Raw genomic sequence first — 21,733 nt, 5'->3', positions numbered from 1 at the left:
TCGCCCCCCTCGCAGTCTCGGTACTCGATCCCCGGCGCCGAACGGTGCACGGCGCAGCCCCTGTCGGGACGATACACCAGCCTCGTCACTCAGGGACAGGTCTGCTCTACGCTGCGTGACTACGCTCGTCAATATGGACACGCGGCGCACACGAGTGAGTGCGGAGCGTGCATAGAAGGCGCAACGCCGGTTCCAGGCGGTCACGGTGCGCCGGATATCGACCGATCCTGACCGACTTGTGAAGCCGCCGCAGGCCGGAGGGCCGCGCTCCAAAGCCCTGAATATTGGGATTGCGACGGGTTACGACACCCTTGGGCTCACGAGGTCATCGGGGTCACGAGGTCGTCAGAACGACGTGGGACAGCGGCTCCCCGGTGACGTACCGCCGCAGCTGGGCGGTCAACAGGCGCCGGGCGCGCGGCGCGAACGCGGACGACGAACCGCCCACGTGCGGGCTGATCAGCACCCCCGGACTCCGCCACAGCGGGTGACCCGCGGGCAGCGGCTCGGGGTCGGTGACGTCCAGGGCCGCGGTGAGGCGGCCGCTCTCCAGCTCGGGGAGCAGGGCCTTGGTGTCGACCACCGGGCCGCGGGCCACGTTCACGAGCAGCGCGCCGTCCTTCATCCGTGCCAGGAAGTCGGCGTCCACCAGGCCGCGGGTGGCCTCCGTGAGGGGCGTGGACAGCACCACGACGTCCGCTTCGGGAAGCAGTCGGGGCAGTTCGCCGAGCGAGTGCACCAAACCGCGCGCCGTGGTGCGCTCGGTGCGCGCGACGCGCGCCACCCGCGCACACTCAAACGGCGCGAGCCGGTCCTCGATCGCGGAGCCGATCGACCCGTAGCCGACGATGAGAACGGACTTGTCGGCGAGCGCCGGATAGAACCCCGAGCGCCACTCCTGTGTCCGCTGCCCCTCCACGAACCGCGGAACACCCCGCAGGGAGGCGAGGATCAGGGTCAGCGCGAGCTCGGCCGTGCTGGCCTCGTGCACGCCGCGCGCGTTGCACAGCTGGACACCGGGCCGCAGGAACCTCAGACCGGGCTCCAGGGCGTCGATGCCCGCCGTCAGCGTCTGTACGACCCGAAGCGATGCCATGGCGGCCATCGGGGGCACCACGATGTCGGTGCTCTTCATGTACGGCACTACGTAGAACGCGCAGTCGGCCGGATCGGCGGGGTAGTCCGGACCGCCGTCCCAGTAGCGGTACGTCAGACCGGCCTCGGACGCGGCGGGCAGACCCTCGACGTCGGTCTCTTCGAACGGCAGCCATACGTCAGTTGTCATGGTCAGGAGGCTAATGCGAACAGGGCGCACGCCGCGTGCCGGGACGCAGAGGTTACGTTTGGTGCCGCCCAGACGGAAGATCGCAGACAGTCGAGGGATCGCGGGACAGCGGGAGGGTTCGACCAGGTGGAGCGCAGGACGATCGGCGCCGGGGCGCTCGGGGTGGGCGCCGTCGGACTCGGCTGCATGCCGATGAGCTGGGCGTACTCCGGCTCGCGACAGCGCGGTGACGCCTCGATGCGGACCGTGCACGCGGCGCTCGACCACGGCACGACGCTCCTCGACACCGCTGACATGTACGGCCCGTTCACCAACGAACTGCTCGTCGGCCGGGTCCTCAAGGAGCGGCGCGGCGAGGCCTTCGTGTCGACGAAGTGCGGGCTGCTCGTGGGCGACCAGCACATCGTCGCCAACGGCCGCCCCGGCTATGTGAAGCGCGCCTGCGACGCGTCGCTGCGACGGCTCCAGACCGACACCATCGACCTCTACCAGCTGCACCGCGCCGACCCCGAGGTGCCGATCGAGGAGACCTGGGGCGCGATGGCCGACCTGGTCACGGCCGGGAAGGTGCGGGCGCTCGGCCTGTGCGCGGTCGGGGCGCGGGCCCGGCGGCGGTCCGGCGCGGGGATGCACGACACCACGATCCGCCAGCTCGAACGGGTCCAGCAGGTCTTCCCCGTGACCGCGGTGGAGGCCGAGCTGTCGCTGTGGTCGCCCGAGGCCCTCGACGCGCTGCTCCCGTGGTGCGCGGTGCGGGGCGTGGGCTTCCTGGCCGCGATGCCGCTGGGCAACGGCTTCCTCACGGGCACGCTGACGCCGGGTCAGGGCTTCGAGCGGGACGACCTGCGCGCCCGGCACCCGCGCTTCACCGCCGAGATGATGGCCGCCAACCAGCCCCTGGTGGTGGGCCTGCGCCGGGTCGCGGCCCGCCACGACGCGACGCCCGCGCAGGCGGCCCTCGCGTGGGTCCTCGCGCAGGGCGCCCAGGTGGTGCCCATCCCCGGCGCGAAACGGGACCGCTGGGCCCGGGAGAACGCGGGGGCCGCGCGACTCCGCCTCTCGCCCCGGGACCTGGCCGACCTGGCAGCCCTCCCCCCGGCCCAGGGCTCCTGGGACTGAGCCCACCTGGCCCCTGCCGGGGGCTCTTCCCCAAGCCCGCCCCTTCCCGAAACCGGGGGCTGCCGCCGTTGGCCACGCCGCCTGATCGGCGCTCCGCGCCTCGTCCTCAAACGCCGGACGGGCTGGATGACTGCCGGTGCGCACCGGATCTCGTCTGCGGGCCGGACTGATCCGCGGTCCGCAGACGAGACGCGGCCCGCACCGGGAACTTTCAGCCCGTCCGGCGTTTGAGGACGAGCGCGCAGCGCGATGAGCGGGGTCCAGGGGCGGCCAGCCCCTGGTTTCGGGAAGGGGCGGGCTCGGGGAGCCCCCGGCAGGGTCGTGGGAACCCGTGGGGCTCGGGCGGTGTATGAACAGGAGAAGCGCCGCGCCGAAGGGATCCCACCGTGCCGAGTCCTCAACGTTTCGCCGTGACAGCCACCTTGGCCACCACCCTCCTCCTGGCCACCGCATGCTCGTCGGACGACGACGGCACCCCGGACGGCGGCAAGCGCACCGACCCCAGCGCCTCCCGGTCGCACGACGGCGCGACACCACCGCCCGAGAAGGGCTCGGCCGAGGTCACCAAGACCCTGGCCACGGGCCTGAAGTCCCCATGGGGCCTTGCCGCGCTCCCCGGCGGCGACCTGCTCGTCTCGTCGCGCGACGAGGGCACGATCACCCACGTCGACGGCACCTCCGGCAAGAAGACCGAGGTCGGCACGGTGCCCGGCGTGGACCCCGGCGGCGAGGGCGGCCTCATGGGCCTCGCCCTCTCCCCGACCTACGCCTCGGACCACTTCGTGTACGCGTACTTCACGACGGCCTCCGACAACCGCGTGGCCCGGATGCTGTACGACGAGGCGAAGCCCGCCGGCCAGCGCCTGGGAGCCCCCGACACGATCTTCAAGGGCATCCCCAAGGGCATGATCCACAACGGCGGCCGGATCGCCTTCGGCCCCGACAAACTGTTGTACGTGGGCACGGGAGAGACGGGCGACACCGGCCTCGCCCAGGACAAGAAGTCCCTCGGCGGCAAGATCCTCCGCCTGACCCCGGAGGGCGAGCCGGCCCCGGGCAACCCCTTCGAGAACTCCCCGGTGTTCTCGTACGGCCACCGGAACGTGCAGGGTCTCGCCTGGGACGAGCGGAAGCGCCTGTGGGCCTCGGAGTTCGGCCAGGACACCTGGGACGAGCTGAACGAGATCAAGGCGGGGGACAACTACGGCTGGCCCGAGGTGGAGGGCAAGGGCGACGAAGTCGACGAAGGCCCCGGGGGCTTCCACGCCCCGGTGGCCCAGTGGAAGACGTCCGAGGCCTCCCCCAGCGGCGTTGCCTATGCCGAGGGCTCGGTCTGGATGGCAGGGCTGCGCGGCCAGCGGCTGTGGCGTATCCCGGTGCGCGGGGCGGACGGGGAGCCGAAGACGGAGGCGTTCCTCACCGAGGAGCACGGCAGACTGCGCACGGTGCTCGCGGCGGGCGGCGACAAGCTCTGGCTGGTGACGAGCGAGACGGATTCACGGGGCACCCCGGAGAAGGGGGACGACAAGATCCTGGAGGTGCGGGTGAAGTAGCGGGGGAAGGCGCAGCCAGGACCGGAGGCGAACCGGAGGCACGCCCGGGCGGCAAGCGAAACCGGGGCCCGAGCCGGAGCTGAGCCGCAGCGGAGCCGGAGCCGGGCTCGGGCTCAGGCGGCGGGCGGGGCCTCGTCGGGGGCCGGATCCGAGGCTGGGGCGCGCGCAGGGGCCGGGGCCGAAGCGGGGGGCGGAGCCGAAGCCGGGGGCGGAGCCGAAGCCTGGGGCGGAGCGGTGCTGGAATCGGGGTCCGGGCGGGGCTCCTCCGTACCCTGTGGGGGCACGCGGACGACCACCTTGCCGGAGGACAGGTCTATGGGCCCCCGGCCCGGGTCCCCGTCGTCCACGTCGACGCGCGACAGCTCAAGGCGCTTCTTCTCGTCGTCGGTGTGTTTGCGCCCGGGAGCGAAGAGCTGCTCGAACACGTTGAACACGGTGCCTCCCGAAGGCTGACGGCGGTCCTGTCCCCCAGGGTAAGCGAGCGCCCGGGAAGCGGGCCGGGGCCGGTCACCCGGCGGCCACGGCCTCCTCGTCCGCGGTGAAGAGGCGGAGCCGGTGCGCGAGGGCCGCCGCCTCGCCGCGGCCCGCGACGCCCAGCTTGGCGAGGATGTTGGAGACGTGGACGCTCGCCGTCTTCGGGGAGATGAAGAGCTCCTCGGCGATCTGGCGGTTGCTGCGTCCCGCGGCGACCAGGCGCAGCACACCGCGCTCGCGGGTGGTCAGACCGAGCTCCTCGGCGGGGTCGGCCGGGGTGGCGGCCGCCGCTCCGGACAGGGAGAGCCGGGCCCGCTGGGCGAGGTGCGTGACGGCCTCGACGAGGGGGCGGGCGCTGAGGTGCTCGGCCACCGCGGCCGCCTGCCGCAGGAGTTCGGCGGCCCGGTCCCGGTCGGTGTCGCCGGTGGCGGCGGTCCTGCCGCCCGGGGCCCCGGCCGTGAGCAGCGCCTCCGCGAGGCGGTGGCGGACGCGGGCGAGATCGTAGGGCCGCTCCAGCGGGGCGATCGCGGTGAGGACCTCCAGCCAGTCGTCGGCGCTCGCGCGGCCCTCGGCGCGCAGGAGTTCGGCGCGGACCCAGCGTTCGTACGCCTGCCAGACGGGCACGCGGGCGGCCAGGGTCTTCATGGTGGTGCGGATCAGGTTCAGGTGCTCGTCGCGGCCCGGCGCGGCGATCGCGAGGCCGCGGGCGTCCGCCTCGGCGGTGGCGGCGGCGAGGAGCAGCGGCCAGCCGTACCGCTGGGTGCCGGGCGGCAGGCCGTCGGCGGCGGCCTGGAGGAGCTCGGCGCGGGCGTCGAGGATGCGGCCCTCGCCCGCGGCGATGCCGAGGGCGATGCGGGCCAGGGGCAGGGTGTTCTGCGGTATGGAGTCGTGCGTGCCGAAGTGGCGGCGGGCCTCGGCGTGCTGGTGGGCCGCCTCGGCCATGTCGCCGCGGGCGAGCGCGAAGTGGGCGAGGCGCACTCCGGCGCCGCCGCGCGGCTTGGCGCTCAGGACGGCGCGGCTCGCCGAGTCGACGGCGTCGTCCCAGTGGCCGAGCGAGTAGAGGGACTCGGAGCGGTTGGCCCACATCCAGGCCTCGGACTCGCGCAGGCCGTACCGCTGGGCGTGCTGGATGCCCTCGTCGAGGAGGGCGAGGGACTCGCGGTGGCGGCCGATGCCTTCGAGGACGGAGGGCAGGTTGATGTAGCAGCGGCAGAGCACACCGACGATCTCCTCGGCGGTGACCCGGTCCCTGACGGCGTACATCTCGGTGAGCCCGCCGTCGATGTCGCCGGTGTCGACGATCAGGCCGCCCAGGGTGAGCCGGGCGTTCAGCTCGATCTCGTGGGCGCCGACCATGCGGGCGTACTCGACGGCCCGCTCGGCGGCGGCGAGGCTGTCGGGGCCCGGCTGGTGCAGCATCTGCCAGCCCGCGACCAGGGCGAACACCTCGGCGTGCACCTCCGACGGCGGATGGCCGCTGAGGAGCTCCTGCGCGGTGGCGAGTTCCTTCCAGCCGTCGCCGCGGGCGAGGCTCTGCGTCAGACGGGAGCGCTGCACCCAGAACCAGGCGGAGCGCAGCGGGTCCTGCTCCTCCTCCAGGAGGCGCAGGGCACGCTTGGTGATCTTCAGGGCGCGTTCGCGTTCGCCGCACAGGCGGCCCGCGACGGCGGCCTCGGCCATCAGGTCCAGATAGCGCAGCGGCATGGCGGCGGGGTCGCAGCCGCAGGGCGGATAGACCTCGGTGTAGTCGACGGGGCGCAGCAGCGCGCGCACGTCGTCGGGGGCCGCGTCCCACAGCTCCATCGCGCGCTCCAGGAGGCGCAGTTGCTCGGCGTAGGCGTGCCGTCGGCGGGCCTCGACGGAGGCGTTGAGGACGGCGGGCAGCGCCTTCGCGGCGTCGTGGGCGTGGTACCAGTAGCTGGCGAGGCGGGTGGTGCGCTGGTCGGCGGCGACCAGCGCCGGGTCGGCCTCCAGGACCGTGGCGAAGCGGCGGTTGATGCGGGAGCGCTCACCGGGCAGCAGGTCGTCGCCGACGGCCTCGCGCACCAGGGAGTGCCGGAAGCGGTAGCCGTCGCCGCCGGGCGAGGCGAGCAGGATGTTGGCGCCGACGGCGGCCCGCAGCGCGTCGATCAGGTCGTCCTCGGCGAGGTCGGCGACCGCGGCGAGCAGGTCGTACTCGACGGTCGAGCCGCCCTCGGCGACGATCCGCGCCACCTTCTGGGCGTCGTCGGGCAGGTCCTCGACGCGGACGAGGAGCAGGTCGCGCAGCGAGTCGGTGAGGGCGGCGCAGGTGCCGCCGTGGGAGGCGACGGCGAGTTCCTCGACGAAGAAGGCGTTGCCGTCGGAGCGCTCGAAGACGTCGTCGACCAGCTTGGGGGTGGGCTCGGCGGCGAGGATCCCGGCCATCTGGCGGGCCACTTCGTCCCGGCTGAAGCGGGCGAGTTCGACGCGGCGGACCGTGCGGAGCCGGTCCAGCTCGGCGAGCAGCGGGCGCAGCGGGTGACGGCGGTGGATGTCGTCGGCGCGGTAGCTGGCGAGGACGACGAGGTGGCCGCTGCGCAGCGTGCGGAACAGATACGAGAGCAGGTGGCGGGTGGAGGCGTCCGCCCAGTGCAGGTCCTCCAGGACGAGGACGACGGTCCGGTCGGCGGCCACGTGCTCCAGGAGGCGGGCGGTGAGCTCGAAGAGTCGCGCCATGGCCTCCTCGCCTGCCCTGCCGCCGGAGGACTGCGGGCCCTTGGCGCCTTCGCACAACTCCGGAAGCAGCCGCGCCAGTTCCTCCTCCTGGCCCGCGGCGGCCGCCGCGAACTCGGCGGGCAGCTGCTCGCGCACGATGCGCAGGGCCGCGGAGAAGGGGGCGAAGGGCAGTCCGTCGGCGCCGATCTCGACACAGCCGCCGACCGCCACGAGCGCGCCCGCGGCGACGGCCGCGGCCTCGAACTCCTCCAGGAGCCGGGTCTTGCCGACGCCCGCCTCGCCGCCGAGCAGCAGCGCCTGCGGCTCGCCCGCGGCGGGTTCGGCGGCACGGGCGAGCGCGTCGTTCAGGACGCGCAGTTCGTCGGCTCGGCCGACGAAGACGGGGCTGACGGACTTGGTCTCCACAGCGGTGAGCATCGCACAGAGCTGCGGTTTTGTGGGAGTGGGTTTCGCTGTGCGCGACATGGGCGGGTGGGCCGGGGCCCGGTCAGGCGGCCCGGGTGAAGCGGTCGGCCTTGCGGGCGGTGCCGGTGCGGTCCGCCGCGAGACGGGCCTCGGCGGCTTCCCGGCCGAGCACCCGGCGGCGGGGCTTGGCGGCCTTGAGCGCCTCCCGTACGAGGCGGTGGTGGGCGGCTTCCTGGGCGAGCTCGGCGGCGCGGAACTGGTGGATCTCGTAGTCGAACATCTTCTTTTCCCCCTGGGTGGTGGTGTCTCGCTCTCTGCGATGACTCCACTTTCGTTTCCCAGGGGGGTGCGGCACATCGGGAAGGTTCCGCATCTTCCCGGGGCGGGGGGCCTTAGGTGTGAGGGGGCGCCTTATCCCCGGCCCCGCGAGGGCCCTAGCTCGTCGACGGCAGGCCCAGGAGCAGGTCCGTGTACTTGGCCACGGCCAGGATCAGGCCGAGGGCGCCGAGGGCGACGCCCGCCCAGGCGACCGACTTGATCCAGGGGGCCTGGACGCGGTCGGGGGCGCCGAAGGCCGGGCGGAGCAGGGCGGCGGCGCCGACCACCAGGGCGGCGAGGGCGAACGCGCCCGCCACCAGGGCCGTCGTCTTCCAGGAGTCGCCGTAGACCTCCTGGACCTGGCGGGCCACCCCCGCGCCCTGGGAGGTGTTGAGCTGGCCGATCAGGGACTCGCGGGCCGAGGCGACCGTGCCGAGCCACCCTCCGGAGAGGCCGATCAGGCCGAGCGCGGCGGCGACGAGGGCGGCCGCCCCCTGCCCGACGCCCGACGGCGCGGCGGCGGGTTCGTCCTCGGCGAGCACGTCCTGAGGCTCATCGGCCTCAGGCTCGTCGGCCTCGGGCTCACCGGCCTCGGGCTCACCGGCCTCGGCAAGGGCCTTAGAGGGCTCCGGGGTCTGAGGTACCTCCTTAGGCGCCTCGTCCGACGCTGCCGTCTCGTCCGTCGCTACCGTCTCGTCCGTCTCGTTGGCGCTCTTCGTTCCCATGCTCCGCACCGTACGGACGGAGTCTGAGAAGCCCCTTAACGCGCGGTGCGGGCCGCCCGCCACTCGGGCGCGAGCACCGACCAGACCTCCATGTCGTGGCGGATGCCCTGCCAGGGGAAGCTCTCCCGCAGCACGCCGTCGCGGATCAGGCCGAGCCGCTTGGCCACGGCCTTGCTGGGGTCGTTGCGGGAGGAGACGAGCCACTCCACGCGGTGGATGCCGCGCTGGTCGACGGCCCAGTCGATGAGGACGCGGGCGGCGGTGGTGATGAGGCCGCGGCCGGTGGCGGAAGGTTCGAGCCAGACGCCGACCTCGCAGGAGTCGGTCTCGGCGTCGAAGATCCGGAAGAAGACACCGCCGACGAGCGTGCCGTCCAGCCAGATGCCGTACATCCGGCCGGTGTCCGCGGCCTGCTTGTCCGCGTACCGCTGGAGGACTCCGCGGGCGGAGTCCAGGTCCGTGACCTTGGCGGTCATCGGCACCCAGGGGCTGGCGAACTCCCGGGCCCGGTCGACGTGTTCCAGGAACTCCTCGGCGTTCCACGGCTCCAGGGGCCGCAGTTCGGCCCCCTCCCCCACGGGTATGGCGAGCATCCGGCTCTCCCTCGGCGGTCCTGCGGCTAGCGCTTCTCCAGCGGTGCGTACGCGATCTCGTCGCGCGCGCGGTGCCCGGGGATCCTCGCACGTGTGCGGCGCTCGGGCACCTCAATACTGATCCGCGGCAGCCAGCGGTCCAGGCTGCGCGGCAGCCACCAATTGGCCCCGCCGAGCAGGTGCATGAGGGCGGGCACGAGCAGCGTGCGCAGCACGAACGCGTCGAGCGCGACGGCCGCCGCGAGGGCGATGCCGAACATCGCGATCACCCGGTCCCCGCTGAGCACGAAGGCGAGGAACACCGAGATCATGATGACGGCCGCGGAGTTGATGACGCGGCTGGTCTCGGCGAGGCCGACGCGGACGGCCACGCGGTTGTCGCCGGTCTCCAGCCACTCCTCGTACATCCGGCTGACCAGGAAGACCTGGTAGTCCATGGAGAGGCCGAAGAGGACCGAGACCATGATGACGGGCAGGAAGGGCTCGATGGGGCCCGCGCGTCCCAGGCCCATCAGTTCGCTGCCCCAGCCCCACTGGAAGACCGCGACCACGACGCCGAAGGCGGCGGCGACCGCCGCGACGTTCATGACGGCGGCCTTCAGCGGTATGCCGACCGAGCGGAAGGCGAGGAGCAGGAGGACGCAGCCCAGGCCGATGACGACGCCCACGAACAGCGGCAGCTTGCCGACGATGATCTCCGCGAAGTCGTCGTAGCCCGCCGTGACACCGCCGACGTGGAGGTCGAGGGAGGTGTCGGCCTCGGCCCGCGGCAGGACCTCGCCGCGGAGCCGGTCGACGAGGTCGCTGGTGGCCTTCGACTGGGGTGCGGAGTCCGGTACGACGGTGAGGAAGGCCGCGTCACCGCCGTCGGCGTAGGTCACGGGGCTCACGGAGGCGACGCCCGGGGTGGACTCCAGGGTCGCGCCGAGGTTGTCCAGGGCGAGCCGGTCGGGGGCGCCGCGGACGTCCGTGACGAGGGTGAGCGGGCCGTTCACGCCGGGGCCGAAGCCGTCGGCGAGCAGGTCGTAGGCCTGCCGCGTGGTGGCCGCCGCGGGGTTGTTGCCCTGGTCGGAGGTGCCGAGGCGGAGCGAGAGCGTCGGCACGGCGAGTACCGCCATGACCACGACCGCGAGGGCGCCGAGCAGCTTGGGGTGGCGCTCCACGAACGCCGACCAGCGGGCGGCGAGCCCGGTGGGCACCTCCGGCTCGGGCCCGCGCTCGGCGAGCCTGCGCCGCTCGCGGCGGCTGAGGGCGCGCGGCCCTGTGAACGAGAGCAGCGCGGGCAGCAGCGTCACGGAGGCGGCGACCGTGAGGACGACGGTCAGGGAGGCGGCGATGGCGACGCCGTTGAGGAAGCTCAGGCGCAGGATCAGCATGCCGAGCAGCGCGATGCAGACGGTGGCGCCCGCGAAGACGACGGCGCGGCCGGTGGTGGCGACGGCCCGCTCCGCGGCCTCGGCGACCGGCAGGCCGCGTTTGAGGCCCTTGCGGTGGCGCGTGACGATGAACAGGGCGTAGTCGATGCCGACGCCAAGGCCGATCAGGGTGCCGAGCATGGGTGCGAAGTCGGCGACCGACATGACGTGGCCGAGCAGCACTATGCCCGCGTACGCCGTGCCGACGGAGACGACCGCCGTGGCGATGGGCAGGGCCGAGGCGGCGAGCGAGCCGAAGGCGAGGAACAGCACGACGGCGGCGACGGCCACGCCGACGATCTCGGCGCTCTTGGCGCTCTTGGTCTCCGTGAGGCCGATGGCGCCGCCGCCGAGGGCCACGTCCAGGCCCTTGGTCTCGGCGGCCTCCGCCGTCTCGACGACGGCGCGCGCCTCGCCGGGGGCGATGGATTCCAGCTGGTCGCGGAAGGTGACCGTGGCGTACGCGGTGTGGCCGTCCGCGCTGATCCGGTCGGCGCCGCGCTCGGTGTAGGGGCTGGTGACGGAGGCCACGCCCGGCAGCTCGGCGATCTCGTCGAGCGTCTCGGTCATCGTCTGCTCGACGGCGGCGGCCCGCACGGACTGGTCGCCGCCGGTGTGCCAGACGACGGTGTTGCTGTCGCCGCCGAGGCTCGGGAAGCCGTCCTTGAGGAGCTGGCTCGCGCGGTTGGACTCGGTGCCGGGCACTTCGTAGTCGTTGGAGTACGCCGATCCGACAGCGGCGGCAGCGGTCGCCGTGCCGCCGAGTGCGAGGAGCCAGAGCAGTACGGCGACGAGGCGGTGCTGGACGCACCACCGGGCGAGTGCTGCCACGGACTGGCTCCCTGAGTGACTCGTGGATCCTCGTCGGGGCAGCCGGGAAGCATCGGAATTGACCCGAAAAGAACACGTCTACTGCTTGAAGTACTACATGATCGGCATGGACGGATAAAGATCATGTGGCCGCTTGTGCGGCGACATGACCGGGATGGGCCATGCGGGAGCCACTCTGACAGCCACCGGAGATCCTTAGTCCGTTTCGTGTCCAGCCTCACAACAGCTCAGGGAAGTCCGCCCGGGCGCCGGCGGCGCAGCCGACACGCGGGGGCACACGGGCCACACCCGTATGCCCCCGCACCACGCGTACCGGCCCGTCGGTCAGCCCGAGACGCTGGCGCGGCCGTTCTCGATGTGGCCCATCAGCCGCCGCCGGAAGGCCTTGTCGCCCGCTGCCGTCACCTCGACGTCGTACCAGCCGCGCTCGTCCGACGTCCGCCAGGCGACGGTGCGGCTGCTGCCCGGCCGCACGCGCACGGTCCGGGTGCGCCGCCGGACCTCGTCCGCGTCCACGTAGCCGAGCGGCCTGACGGTGAAGACCAGCGGCTCCTTGCCCCGGTTGGCGACGGTGAGGTGCAGCTCGCGCCGGGTGATCGCCGAGGAGAGCGCGGCGACGCCGTCCTTGCCGCCCGCGAACTCGCGGCGGAACCCGTTCGGCCCGGTGACCGTGAAGCGGTAGGCGTCCCCGCGCAGCGGCACGGACCAGCGGCCCTCGTGGCGGACGTCCTGGTGCTGCGGTGTCGGGAACTCCCCGGCGTACGGGTACAGCGCGAAGTGCGCGCTGCGCCGGCCGCCGTTGCGCAGCCGCACCGAGAGCGTGCCGTCCTTGGCGGCCCTGGCGTCGGCGTCCGGCTGGTACGGCAGCGGGCGGGCCCGGCGCACGCCCGGCTCCTGGCGGGGCATCGACTGCTGGACGGGCGGCTGCGGCTGCCAGCGGCCGCTGAACGGCGGGATCGCGCCGGGCTGCTCCACCTCCGGCTGCCGGTGGCCGCGGTCGAAGTCGAAGGCGCCGGTCAGATCGCCGGTGACCCGGCGGCGCCAGGCGCTGATGTTGGGCTCGCGCACCCCGGTCCAGCGCTCCAGGAAGCGCACCACGGAGGTGTGGTCGAAGACCTCGGAGGACACGTACCCGCCGACGCTCCAGGGCGACACGACGAGCATCGGCACGCGGGCGCCGAGCCCGGTCGGCAGGCCCTGCCAGCGCTCCTCGGCGCCGTCGGGGTCGTCGGTGCCGGGCACGGGCGGCGGCACGTGGTCGAAGAAGCCGTCGTTCTCGTCGTAGTTGATGAACACGGCGGTGCGCCGCCACACCTCCGGGTGCGAGGCGAGCGCGTCCAGGACCTTGTAGACGATGGTGGCGCTGTGGATCGGCGAGGAGACCGAAGGGTGCTCGGAGTCGACGGCGGACGGCACCAGGTAGCTGACCTTCGCCAGCTTGCCCCGGGCGACGTCCCGCGCGAAGGTCTCGGCGAGCTTGCCGGTCGGCACCCGCCTGAGGCCCCGCTCGAAGAGCGACCGCTCGCGCCGGGTCAGCGACCGCACGCCGTCGTCGAGCGCGGCGAGCAGCCGGGCCCGCTCCGTCTCGTCCTTGGCGTCGCGGACCTTGGCGTAGAAGGCCTCCATGAAGGTGAATTCCGTCTTGGCGAGCGCCTTGCGGGCGATGGCCTTGAAGGTGGTGAAGAACTCGATCTGGTTGTCGGTGAAGTTCTCCCACTCGGTGTACGTCTGCCAGCTCACACCCGCCTTCTCCAGGCGCTCGGCGTACGTCCCCCAGTCGTAGCCGGGGTGCTTGCCCTCGTCGTACGCGTCGTTGTCGACGGCCCGCTTGCCGGACGCCTCGAAGCCCGTCTTGCCGCTCCACAGGTGGTTGCGGTTGGGGCTGGTGGAGGTGTGGATGGACGAGTGGTAGGCGTCGCAGACCGTGAAGGTGTCGGCGAGCTCGTAGTGCAGCGGGATGTCCTGGCGCGTGTAGTACGCCATCGTGGCGGCGGTCTTGGCCGTCACCCAGCCGTCCATCCAGCCGTCGTGCCAGGCCTTGGCACCGCCGCTCCAGGAGTGGTCGAGGGCGCCGATGTACTGGAGGTCCTTCTTCTGCGTGGCGGCGGCCTCGCGCACCGGGAACGGCAGCACGGACCGTCCGGCGCCGGGCTGCTCGAACACGCTCTTGCCGCTGGGGAGTTGGACGGCGTTGCGGTCGCCGAAGCCGCGGACGCCGCGCAGGGAGCCGAAGTAGTGGTCGAAGGAGCGGTTCTCCTGCATCAGGACGACCACGTGCTCGATGGCGTCGAGCCCGCCCTTCGGCGGCTCCTTCGCGAGCGCCTCCTGAAGGGACGGCGGCAGGAAGGACCCGACCGTGGCGGCGCCGAGCGCGCCGCCGCCCACTGCCATCAACCGTCTGCGCGAAATCTCCGCTGCCACGCCCAACCTCCAGTCGACACCCAATGGTTGTCCGGTGATCCATTGGTCTGCTGAGCTGGGACGGTAGTGACTCTCGATGGCAGGGGGAAGGCTGTTGACCAAAGTCGCGGTGAACGTCGGCGCTTTGCCGCCGCCTTCGGGTCCCGCGTACGCGAAGGGGCGCCGCACCCGGTCCGGATGCGGCGCCCCTGCCGTGCGCGAAAAGCGCGGGTGTCAGCCCTCGACGCCCAGCTTCTCCAGGATGAGCTCCTTGACGCGGGCCGCGTCGGCCTGGCCACGGGTGGCCTTCATGACCGCGCCGACCAGCGCCCCGGCCGCGGCCACCTTGCCGCCGCGGATCTTGTCCGCGACGCCCGGGTTGCCCGCGATGGCCTCCTCGACGGCCGCCGTCAGGGCGCCGTCGTCCGAGACGACCTTCAGGCCGCGCTTCTCGACGACCTGGTCGGGGTCGCCCTCGCCCTTGAGCACGCCGTCGATGACCTGACGGGCCAGCTTGTCGTTCAGGTCACCGGAGGCGACCAGCTCGCTCACCCGGGCGACCTGCTCCGGCGTGATGGGCAGCGCGCCGAGCTCGACGCCCTGCTCGTTCGCGTTGCGCGCGAGCTCGCCCATCCACCACTTGCGGGCGGACACCGCGTCCGCGCCCGCGTTGATGGTGGCGACGATCGGGCCGATCGCACCGGCGTTGAGGATCGCCTGCATGTCGTGGGCGGAGACGCCCCACTCCTCGCGCAGCCGGTTGCGCTGCGCGAGCGGAAGCTCCGGCAGCTCGGCACGGAGCGCCTCGACCCACTCGCGGGACGGGGCGACCGGCACCAGGTCGGGCTCCGGGAAGTAGCGGTAGTCCTCCGCCTCCTCCTTCACCCGGCCCGACGTGGTGGAGCCGTCGTCCTCGTGGAAGTGCCGGGTCTCCTGGACGATCGTGCCGCCGGAGGAGAGCACGGCCGCGTGCCGCTGGATCTCGAAGCGCGCGGCGCGCTCCACGGACCGCAGCGAGTTCACGTTCTTCGTCTCGGAGCGGGTGCCGAACTTCTCCCGGCCGTGCGGGCGCAGCGAGAGGTTCACGTCGCAGCGCATCTGGCCCTGCTCCATGCGCGCCTCGGAGACGCCGAGCGCCTTGATGAGCTCGCGCAGCTCGGCGACGTACGCCTTGGCGACCTCGGGGGCGCGCGCCCCGGCACCGACGATCGGCTTGGTGACGATCTCGATGAGCGGGATGCCCGCGCGGTTGTAGTCGAGCAGGGAGTGGGACGCGCCGTGGATGCGGCCCGTGGCGCCGCCGACGTGCGTCGACTTGCCGGTGTCCTCCTCCATGTGGGCGCGCTCGATCTCCACGCGGAAGACCTCGCCGTCCTCCAGCTGGACGTCCAGATAGCCGTTGAAGGCGATCGGCTCGTCGTACTGGGAGGTCTGGAAGTTCTTCGGCATGTCCGGATAGAAGTAGTTCTTCCGGGCGAAGCGGCACCACTCGGCGATCTCGCAGTGCAGCGCCAGACCGATCTTGATCGCGGACTCGACGCCGACGGCGTTGACCACGGGCAGCGCACCGGGCAGGCCGAGGCAGGTCGGGCAGGTCTGCGAGTTGGCGTCCTGCTTGAGCTCGGTGGAGCAGCCGCAGAACATCTTCGTCTTGGTGCCGAGCTCGACGTGGACCTCGAGGCCCATGACGGGGTCGTACGACGCGAGCGCGTCCTCGTACGGCACCAGGTCGGGGGTGGTCGTGACAGTCACGGTGTTGGAACTTCCCTCTCAGCCGAGCAGAACGTCGTCGTCACCGATGCGCTTGAGCTCGCGCACCAGGATGGCGATGCCGGTGACGATGGCGGCCGCGGAGACGACGGCGTCGACGAGCTGCAGCGCGTCGTGCTCGGCACGGGCCTTCTTGACCTGCTTGAGCGTGCTGAGCGCACCGAAGGCGGTGGTGCCGATGGACAGATACGTGCCGGTCCTGGACTTCTTGAAGCCCTTGGCCTTGGCCAGCGTCTTGTTGCTCACAGCGACGGTGCCTCCTCAAGCAGCGGGTGGCCCCACCTTTCCACGAAGGCGGCCTCGACGGCTGCCCCCACCTTGTACAGGCGGTCGTCCTTCATGGCGGGAGCGATGATCTGCAGACCGACCGGAAGGCCGTCCTCCGGCGCGAGGCCGCAGGGCAGCGACATGGCGGCGTTGCCCGCCAGGTTGGTCGGGATGGTGCACAGGTCGGCCAGGTACATCGCCATCGGGTCGTCGGCGCGCTCGCCGATCGGGAAGGCGGTGGTCGGCGTGGTCGGCGACACGATGACGTCGACCTGCTCGAAGGCCTTCTCGAAGTCCCGCGTGATCAGCGTGCGGACCTTCTGCGCGGAGCCGTAGTACGCGTCGTAGTAGCCGGAGCTGAGCGCGTACGTGCCGAGCATGACGCGGCGCTTGACCTCGTCGCCGAAGCCGGCCTCGCGGGTCAGCGCGGTGACGTCCTCGGCGGACTTGGTGCCGTCGTCACCGACGCGCAGGCCGTAGCGCATGGCGTCGAAGCGCGCGAGGTTCGAGGAGCACTCGGACGGCGCGATCAGGTAGTACGCCGACAGGCCCAGGTCGAAGGACGGGCAGTCCAGCTCGACGACGGTGGCGCCGAGCGACTTCAGCAGCTCGACGGACTCGTTGAAGCGCTGGACGACACCGGCCTGGTAGCCCTCGCCGGAGAACTGCTTGACGACGCCGACGCGCATGCCCGCCACCGAGCCGTTGCGCGCGGCCTCGACGACTGCGGGGACCGGGGCGTCGATGGAGGTGGAGTCGAGCGGGTCGTGCCCGGCGATGGCCTCGTGCAGCAGCGCCGCGTCGAGGACGGTGCGGGCGCAGGGGCCACCCTGGTCCAGGGAGCTGGAGAAGGCCACCATGCCGTAGCGCGAGACGCCGCCGTACGTCGGCTTGACGCCGACCGTGCCGGTGACGGCCGCGGGCTGGCGGATGGAGCCGCCGGTGTCCGTGCCGATGGCGAGCGGGGCCTCGTACGCGGCGAGGGCCGCGCTGGAGCCGCCGCCGGAGCCGCCGGGGATCCGGGTCAGGTCCCACGGGTTGCCGGTCGGTCCGTACGCGCTGTTCTCGGTGGAGGACCCCATGGCGAACTCGTCCATGTTGGTCTTGCCGAGGATGACGACGCCGGCTTCCTTGAGCCGCTTCGTCACGGTGGCGTCGTACGGCGGGATCCACCCTTCGAGGATCTTCGAACCGACGGTCGTCGGAACGCCCTCGGTGGTGAAGATGTCCTTGAGCGCGAGCGGCACGCCGGCCAGCGGGCCGAGCTTCTCGCCCCTGGCGCGCTTCTCGTCCACGGCGCGGGCCTGCGCGAGCGCGCCCTCGCGGTCGACGTGCAGGAAGGCGTGCACCTTCTCGTCGACGGCCTCGATGCGGGCCAGGTGGGCCTCGGTGACCTCGACCGCGGTGAGCTCGCCGGAGGCGATCTTCTCGGCGATCCCGGCGGCGGTGAGCTTGATGATGTCCGTCATGTTCGGTTAGTCCTCCCCCAGGATCTGCGGCACCTTGAAACGCTGCTGCTCCTGGGCCGGGGCGCCCGAGAGCGCCTGCTCGGGGGTGAGCGACGGACGGACCTCGTCCGCGCGCATGACGTTCGTCAGCGGCAGCGGGTGGGAGGTCGGCGGTACGTCTTGGTCGGCGACCTCCGAGACGCGGGCGACCGCGCCGATGATGTCGTCGAGCTGTCCGGCGAAGTGGTCGAGCTCTTCGTCCTTCAACTCCAGACGTGCAAGGCGGGCGAGGTGTGCGACCTCCTCGCGCGTGATGCCAGGCATGCAGCGATCCTCTGGGGTGAGCGTGATGGATGTGGACCCAATCCTATGGGGCGCGCACAGCTGACCGCGAAACGCTTTCCTCTCGCGGGGGCGCGCTCGACGGACAAGGCCCAGGGCTACCGCCCCGGACCGGGCGTCGCTCCGCGGGTTCTTCCCCACCCGCCCGCCCCTTTCTTGCGCTGGCGCGCTTGTCCTCAAACGCCGGACGGGCTGAAGACCCACGGCCCGCAGCGGAGACTTTCAGCCCGTCCGGCGTTTGAGGACGAGGCGCGCAGCGCCGGAAAGGCGGGGGCCCGGGGGCGGCAGCCCCCGGTTCGGGAAGGGGCGGGCCTGGGGCGCCCCGCGGGGGATGTCGCGGTACGACAATTGGGCGGCCCCGGTGCGCTGCGCCCCCGCCCGCCCCCGGGCAGCGCAGCATGCGCGGCATGCGCATGCAATTCCCCGGGGCGAGAGGCCCCTGGCCAGGCCCGGTGGCACTCGGAGCCGGGGCCCTCGCCCTGGCCCTGTCGCTCACCGCGTGGTGGACCCTGATCAACGACCCGACGTACGCGTCGCACCGCACCCCCGCGGACCTCAGCGTCTATCTGGACGCGGCGACCGCCCCGGAGCACGAGCTGTACGGCGGGAGGTTCGGCGTCCACTCCCTGCCGTACCTCTATCCGCCCGTCGCCCTCCTCCCCTTCCGCGCCCTGAGCGATCTGGACCTGACCGTCGCCGCCCGGCTGATGGCGGGCCTCTCCCTCGCGGCGATGGCGCTCTCGGCCTGGGCCGCGGCCCGCATGGCGGGGCGGCGCCCGGGCCCGGCCACCGCCGGGTGCGCGCTCGCGGTGTGCGGCCTCGCGCTGTGGACGGAGCCGGTGCTGCAGAACCTGGACTTCGGGCAGGTCAACCTGATCCTGCTCGCCCTCGTCCTCACCGATCTGGCCACGCCCGACCGCCGCCCGTGGAAGGGCGTGGGCATCGGCGTCGCGGCGGGCCTGAAGCTCACCCCGGGCCTGTTCGTGGTGTATCTGCTGCTCACCCGCCGGTACCGGGCCGCGGGCGTGGCCGCTGCCGTCTTCGCCGGGACGGTCGCGGCGGGCTGGTGGGCGCTGCCCCAGGCGTCGGCGGACTTCTGGGGCGGGGCGTTCGCGGGCAGCGCGGGCGGCCGCGAGTATCTGGCGAACCAGTCCCTGAACGGCCTCTTCGTCCGCTTCGGCCTCGGCGCCGACGGCGTCGGCGGGCCCGTGTGGGGCGCGGTGTGCGGGGTATTCGCCGTGGCGGGCCTCGGCGCGGCGGCGCGGGCCTCGCGGCGGGGCCGGGAGCTGGTCGCGGTGTGCGTGGTGGGCGCCCTGATGCTGGTCTGCTCGCCGCTGTCGTGGACCCATCACTGGGTGTGGATCGTCCCCGGCTTCGTCCTGGCGGCGGACGCGGCGCTGCGGCGGCGCACGGCGTCGGCGTGGCTGTGGACGGCTGGCCTGTTCGCGCTGTTCGCGGCGTGGCCGATCCGTATCGATGGCTTCGGCACCTGGGACCCGTCCCGCCCGCTCCTGCCGTACGGCCTGCTCTGGTACGTGCCGCACTGGCAGCGCGAGCTCCAGTGGGATCCGTTCCACGTGGTGGTGGGCAACGCGTACGTGTGGCTGGGTGTCGGCTTCGTGGTGTGGGCCGCCGTGGCGTTCCGGCTGCGGTCGGTCCGGCCCGTCCCGGGCGGGCGGACGCGCCGCGAAGCGGTGGTGGCCCCGGCGGGTCCGGTCCGTGAGGACGAGCGCGCGGCGCGCTGAACGCGGCCCGCGCCCGCCGGGTCACTGCACCGCGCGGCTGGGCGACGGCGGCGCCGGGTCGGGTGCGGCGGGCCCGGGCGCCGGGTCGACGGGCCGGTGCGTGGCGCCCTCGCCGCGGGCGCGCAGCCAGGCCGTGGTCTCGCTGGGCGGCATCGCCGCGGCGACGAGCCACCCCTGCACCGCGTCGCAGCCGAGGTCCCGCAGGCGCTCCCAGGTCTCGTCGTCCTCGACGCCCTCGGCGACGACGAGCAGCCCCAGCGAGTGGGCGAGGTCGACGGTGCAGCGCACGATCTCGGCGTCCTCGGTGTCGACGGCGAGCCGCGCCACGAAGGAGCGGTCGATCTTCAGCTCGCTCACCGGCAGGCGGCGCAGGTGCACGAGGGAGGAGTACCCGGTGCCGAAGTCGTCGAGGGACATCTTCACGCCGTGCCCGGTGAGCCCGGCGAGGGTGTCCGCGGCGCGCTGCGGGTCCTCCAGGAGCACGTGTTCCGTTATCTCCAGCTGGAGCGCGCCCGCGGGCACCCCGTGGCGGGCCAGGCGCGCGGCGACGGCGCCCGCGAAGCCGGGGGTGTGCACGTCGCGCGGGGACACGTTCACCGCGACGGGCACGTTGAGCCCCTGGGAGCGCCATCGGGCGACCTGGGCGAGGGCCGACTCCAGGACGTACTCGGTCAGGTGCGGCATGAGGCCCGACGACTCGGCGATGGCGATGAACTCGTCCGGCGGCACCTTGCCGCGCTCGGGGTGCACCCAGCGCACCAGCGCCTCCAGGCCCGCCACCTCGCCGTCGAAGCGGACCTTCGGCTGGTAGTGCAGCTCCACGTCGCCCGCGTCGAGGGCGCGGCGCAGATCGCCCAACAGGCCCAGGCGGTCGGGGGTGTTGGAGTCGCGCTTGGACTCGTACACCTCCACGCCCGTACGGTCCCGCTTGGCCTGGTACATCGCGACGTCGGCGCGGCGCAGCAGGCCCTCCGCGTCGAGCGCGTGGTCGGGGAAGACGGCGAGTCCGGCGCTGGCCTCCAGGACCAGGGTGAGGCCGTCGAGGTCCAGCGGGGAGCCGAGCGCGCCGACGAGCTGGCGGGCGACGCGCTGCGCGGACGTGGTGGAGTCGGCGACGGGCAGCAGCACCGCGAACTCGTCGCCGCCGAGCCGGGCCGCCTCCGCGCCGCGCGGCAGCGCGAGCCGCAGGCGGTCGGCGATCTGGAGCAGCAGCCGGTCGCCCGCGAGGTGCCCGAGGGTGTCGTTGACCGACCGGAAGCGGTCCATGTCGATCAGCATCAGGGCGGAGCGGGCGCCGATGCGCTCCGCGTCGTCCAGGGCCGTCCAGGTCCGCTCCAGGAGCCACTGCCGGTTGGGAAGGCCGGTGAGCGGGTCGCGCAGCTGCTCCTCCGCTCTGGCGCGGGCGATCCACAGCGTGGAGTCGAGCGCGACGAGCGGGATCGTGAACAGCGGCAGGAGCAGCGGGAGCGACATCGCGACGACGCAGATCAGCGGGGCGATGCCGAGCAGGGCCACGCCGAGCAGGCCCTGGCGGACCAGCGCGGTGCGGGTGACGGTGGGCAGCGCGCCGGTGCGCGGGGCGTGCACGTACCAGAGCAGGACGCGGGTGACGGCCAGGTACGCGACGGCGACGAGGCCCACCTCGGGGGCCGTGTACAGGTCCCAACTCTCGGGATTCCAGGGCGCGTCGGCGGCCGGTGCGGTGCCGAAAGCGGCCAGCGTGAGGGCGCCCGCGCCGATGCCCAGGATGTCGACGGCGCCGTGCAGCACGCCCTGGCGCCAGCGGTGGCGGCGCGCGACCCCGACGAGGACGACGACGGTGAGGCTGACCATGCCCGCGGGCATCCAGCCGTACAGCAGCAGGACCGCGACGGTGAGCGCGCCGCCGGAGCCGGTGCCGCCCCACCAGCGGTCGCGGCCGAGCGCGACGAGGTGGCCGACGATGAGGCCGGTCAGGACGGCGAGCGACCAGCCGACCGTGCCGGAGGGGAACAGCGGGTGGCCGCCGGTGAAGGCGTGGAAGAAGCCGGTGCCGAGGACGATCGCGGCGGCCGCGACGACGGCCATGGGCAGCAGCTGCCAGCCGCGGCCGTCCTGCTCCATGCCGTCCAGGCCGTCGATGCCGTCCAGGCCGTCCGGCTGGTCCACGGCCCGCTCGTGCGCGCCGCGCCCGCCGCGCCACCGTCCGCGCCGGCCGGCCGTGCTTCCCCGCGCGGCGCCGGACCCGCCCGCGGCCGCGCTCACCGCGCCCCGCACACCGGAAGCACCGGCGGCGGGCCCGCCTGCCGCGGTCCGCGCTCCCGGGGCGCCCGCGCCCGTCGCACCGCGCACGGCGGGCGCGCCGCT

At 73.1% G+C, this 21,733-nt stretch carries 16 protein-coding genes; 3 read left to right on the top strand and 13 right to left on the bottom strand.

All coding sequences use genetic code 11. The features are described 5' to 3' along the window. Nucleotides 1-334: 334 nt before the first annotated feature. Entirely contained in the window at nt 335-1,285 is a 951-nt protein-coding gene (locus MQV74_RS28680) for a 2-hydroxyacid dehydrogenase (protein ID WP_242724004.1), read from the bottom strand. Nucleotides 1,286-1,411: 126 nt separating this feature from the next. On the opposite strand from MQV74_RS28680, the gene MQV74_RS28675 reads away from it, so the two are divergent. Together MQV74_RS28675 and MQV74_RS28670 are read left to right on the top strand one after the other, a co-directional pair. Further along, the gene (locus MQV74_RS28675) at nt 1,412-2,404 is read left to right on the top strand and encodes an aldo/keto reductase (RefSeq protein ID WP_242724002.1); all 993 of its coding nucleotides are present in this window, start codon (nt 1,412-1,414) and stop codon (nt 2,402-2,404) included. Between the two features lie 410 nt (nt 2,405-2,814). Beyond that, nucleotides 2,815-3,957: a PQQ-dependent sugar dehydrogenase gene (locus tag MQV74_RS28670; RefSeq protein ID WP_242724000.1), complete on the top strand. Its 1,143-nt coding sequence runs from the start codon at nt 2,815-2,817 to the stop codon at nt 3,955-3,957. A 113-nt stretch (nt 3,958-4,070) separates the two neighbouring features. Here the strand turns inward: MQV74_RS28670 and MQV74_RS28665 are convergent, their stop codons facing one another. The 11 genes from MQV74_RS28665 to gatC all read right to left on the bottom strand — a co-directional run bounded on the left by MQV74_RS28665 (nt 4,071) and on the right by gatC (nt 17,624). Further along, a complete protein-coding gene (locus MQV74_RS28665) occupies nt 4,071-4,391 on the bottom strand; it encodes a DUF6191 domain-containing protein (RefSeq protein WP_242723998.1) in 321 nt (106 codons plus the stop codon). A 73-nt stretch (nt 4,392-4,464) separates the two neighbouring features. Then, nucleotides 4,465-7,545, bottom strand: coding sequence for a helix-turn-helix transcriptional regulator (locus MQV74_RS28660; RefSeq protein ID WP_242723997.1), 3,081 nt, complete (start codon nt 7,543-7,545; stop codon nt 4,465-4,467). Between the two features lie 70 nt (nt 7,546-7,615). Continuing rightward, nucleotides 7,616-7,813, bottom strand: a complete 198-nt coding sequence (locus MQV74_RS28655; RefSeq protein ID WP_242723995.1) for a hypothetical protein — start codon at nt 7,811-7,813, stop codon at nt 7,616-7,618. 154 nt (nt 7,814-7,967) lie between these two features. After that, nucleotides 7,968-8,576 carry a hypothetical protein gene (locus tag MQV74_RS28650; RefSeq protein ID WP_242723992.1) on the bottom strand — a complete coding sequence of 203 codons (609 nt, stop codon included), beginning with the start codon at nt 8,574-8,576 and terminating at the stop codon, nt 7,968-7,970. 35 nt (nt 8,577-8,611) lie between these two features. Continuing rightward, nucleotides 8,612-9,169: a GNAT family N-acetyltransferase gene (locus MQV74_RS28645; protein WP_242723990.1), complete on the bottom strand. Its 558-nt coding sequence runs from the start codon at nt 9,167-9,169 to the stop codon at nt 8,612-8,614. Between the two features lie 26 nt (nt 9,170-9,195). After that, complete coding sequence (locus MQV74_RS28640) at nt 9,196-11,415, bottom strand: MMPL family transporter (protein WP_242723989.1); 2,220 nt, start codon at nt 11,413-11,415, stop codon at nt 9,196-9,198. 324 nt (nt 11,416-11,739) lie between these two features. Beyond that, nucleotides 11,740-13,824, bottom strand: coding sequence for a phosphocholine-specific phospholipase C (locus tag MQV74_RS28635; RefSeq protein WP_374120801.1), 2,085 nt, complete (start codon nt 13,822-13,824; stop codon nt 11,740-11,742). A gap of 225 nt (nt 13,825-14,049) precedes the next feature. Beyond that, on the bottom strand, nt 14,050-15,567 hold the full coding sequence (gene gatB, locus MQV74_RS28630; RefSeq protein ID WP_308402325.1) for an Asp-tRNA(Asn)/Glu-tRNA(Gln) amidotransferase subunit GatB: 1,518 nt from the start codon (nt 15,565-15,567) through the stop codon (nt 14,050-14,052). A gap of 18 nt (nt 15,568-15,585) precedes the next feature. Beyond that, nucleotides 15,586-15,831: a membrane protein gene (locus MQV74_RS28625; protein ID WP_030676354.1), complete on the bottom strand. Its 246-nt coding sequence runs from the start codon at nt 15,829-15,831 to the stop codon at nt 15,586-15,588. Then, nucleotides 15,828-17,321, bottom strand: coding sequence for an Asp-tRNA(Asn)/Glu-tRNA(Gln) amidotransferase subunit GatA (gene gatA, locus MQV74_RS28620; RefSeq protein WP_242723985.1), 1,494 nt, complete (start codon nt 17,319-17,321; stop codon nt 15,828-15,830). The genes MQV74_RS28625 and gatA overlap by 4 nt, the downstream gene beginning before the upstream one ends. Nucleotides 17,322-17,327: 6 nt before the next feature. Next, a complete protein-coding gene (gene gatC / locus MQV74_RS28615) occupies nt 17,328-17,624 on the bottom strand; it encodes an Asp-tRNA(Asn)/Glu-tRNA(Gln) amidotransferase subunit GatC (protein ID WP_016642027.1) in 297 nt (98 codons plus the stop codon). A 425-nt stretch (nt 17,625-18,049) separates the two neighbouring features. On the opposite strand from gatC, the gene MQV74_RS28610 reads away from it, so the two are divergent. Then, nucleotides 18,050-19,387 (top strand): glycosyltransferase 87 family protein, encoded by a 1,338-nt coding sequence (locus MQV74_RS28610; protein WP_242723983.1) that lies wholly within the window; start codon nt 18,050-18,052, stop codon nt 19,385-19,387. Between the two features lie 21 nt (nt 19,388-19,408). On the opposite strand, the gene MQV74_RS28605 is transcribed toward MQV74_RS28610, so the two are convergent. Further along, the gene (locus MQV74_RS28605; protein WP_138967117.1) at nt 19,409-21,490 is read right to left on the bottom strand and encodes a putative bifunctional diguanylate cyclase/phosphodiesterase; all 2,082 of its coding nucleotides are present in this window, start codon (nt 21,488-21,490) and stop codon (nt 19,409-19,411) included. Between the last annotated feature and the right edge of the window lie 243 nt (nt 21,491-21,733).

It is taken from the genome of Streptomyces sp. AN091965 (genome assembly GCF_022698285.1).
In the GTDB taxonomy this organism is placed as follows: domain Bacteria; phylum Actinomycetota; class Actinomycetes; order Streptomycetales; family Streptomycetaceae; genus Streptomyces.
This window is presented reverse-complemented; position numbering and strand designations above follow the sequence as displayed.

Excerpts from the sequence above, each read along its gene's own strand:
- MQV74_RS28605 (WP_138967117.1), bottom strand. The coding sequence starts at position 21,490 with ATGGAGCAGGACGGCCGCGGCTGGCAGCTGCTGCCCATGGCCGTCGTC.
- MQV74_RS28610 (WP_242723983.1), top strand. The coding sequence starts at position 18,050 with ATGCGCATGCAATTCCCCGGGGCGAGAGGCCCCTGGCCAGGCCCGGTG.
- MQV74_RS28645 (WP_242723990.1), bottom strand. The coding sequence starts at position 9,169 with ATGCTCGCCATACCCGTGGGGGAGGGGGCCGAACTGCGGCCCCTGGAG.
- MQV74_RS28655 (WP_242723995.1), bottom strand. The coding sequence starts at position 7,813 with ATGTTCGACTACGAGATCCACCAGTTCCGCGCCGCCGAGCTCGCCCAG.
- gatA (WP_242723985.1), bottom strand. The coding sequence starts at position 17,321 with ATGACGGACATCATCAAGCTCACCGCCGCCGGGATCGCCGAGAAGATC.
- MQV74_RS28680 (WP_242724004.1), bottom strand. The coding sequence starts at position 1,285 with ATGACAACTGACGTATGGCTGCCGTTCGAAGAGACCGACGTCGAGGGT.
- gatC (WP_016642027.1), bottom strand. The coding sequence starts at position 17,624 with ATGCCTGGCATCACGCGCGAGGAGGTCGCACACCTCGCCCGCCTTGCA.
- MQV74_RS28650 (WP_242723992.1), bottom strand. The coding sequence starts at position 8,576 with ATGGGAACGAAGAGCGCCAACGAGACGGACGAGACGGTAGCGACGGAC.
- MQV74_RS28660 (WP_242723997.1), bottom strand. The coding sequence starts at position 7,545 with ATGCTCACCGCTGTGGAGACCAAGTCCGTCAGCCCCGTCTTCGTCGGC.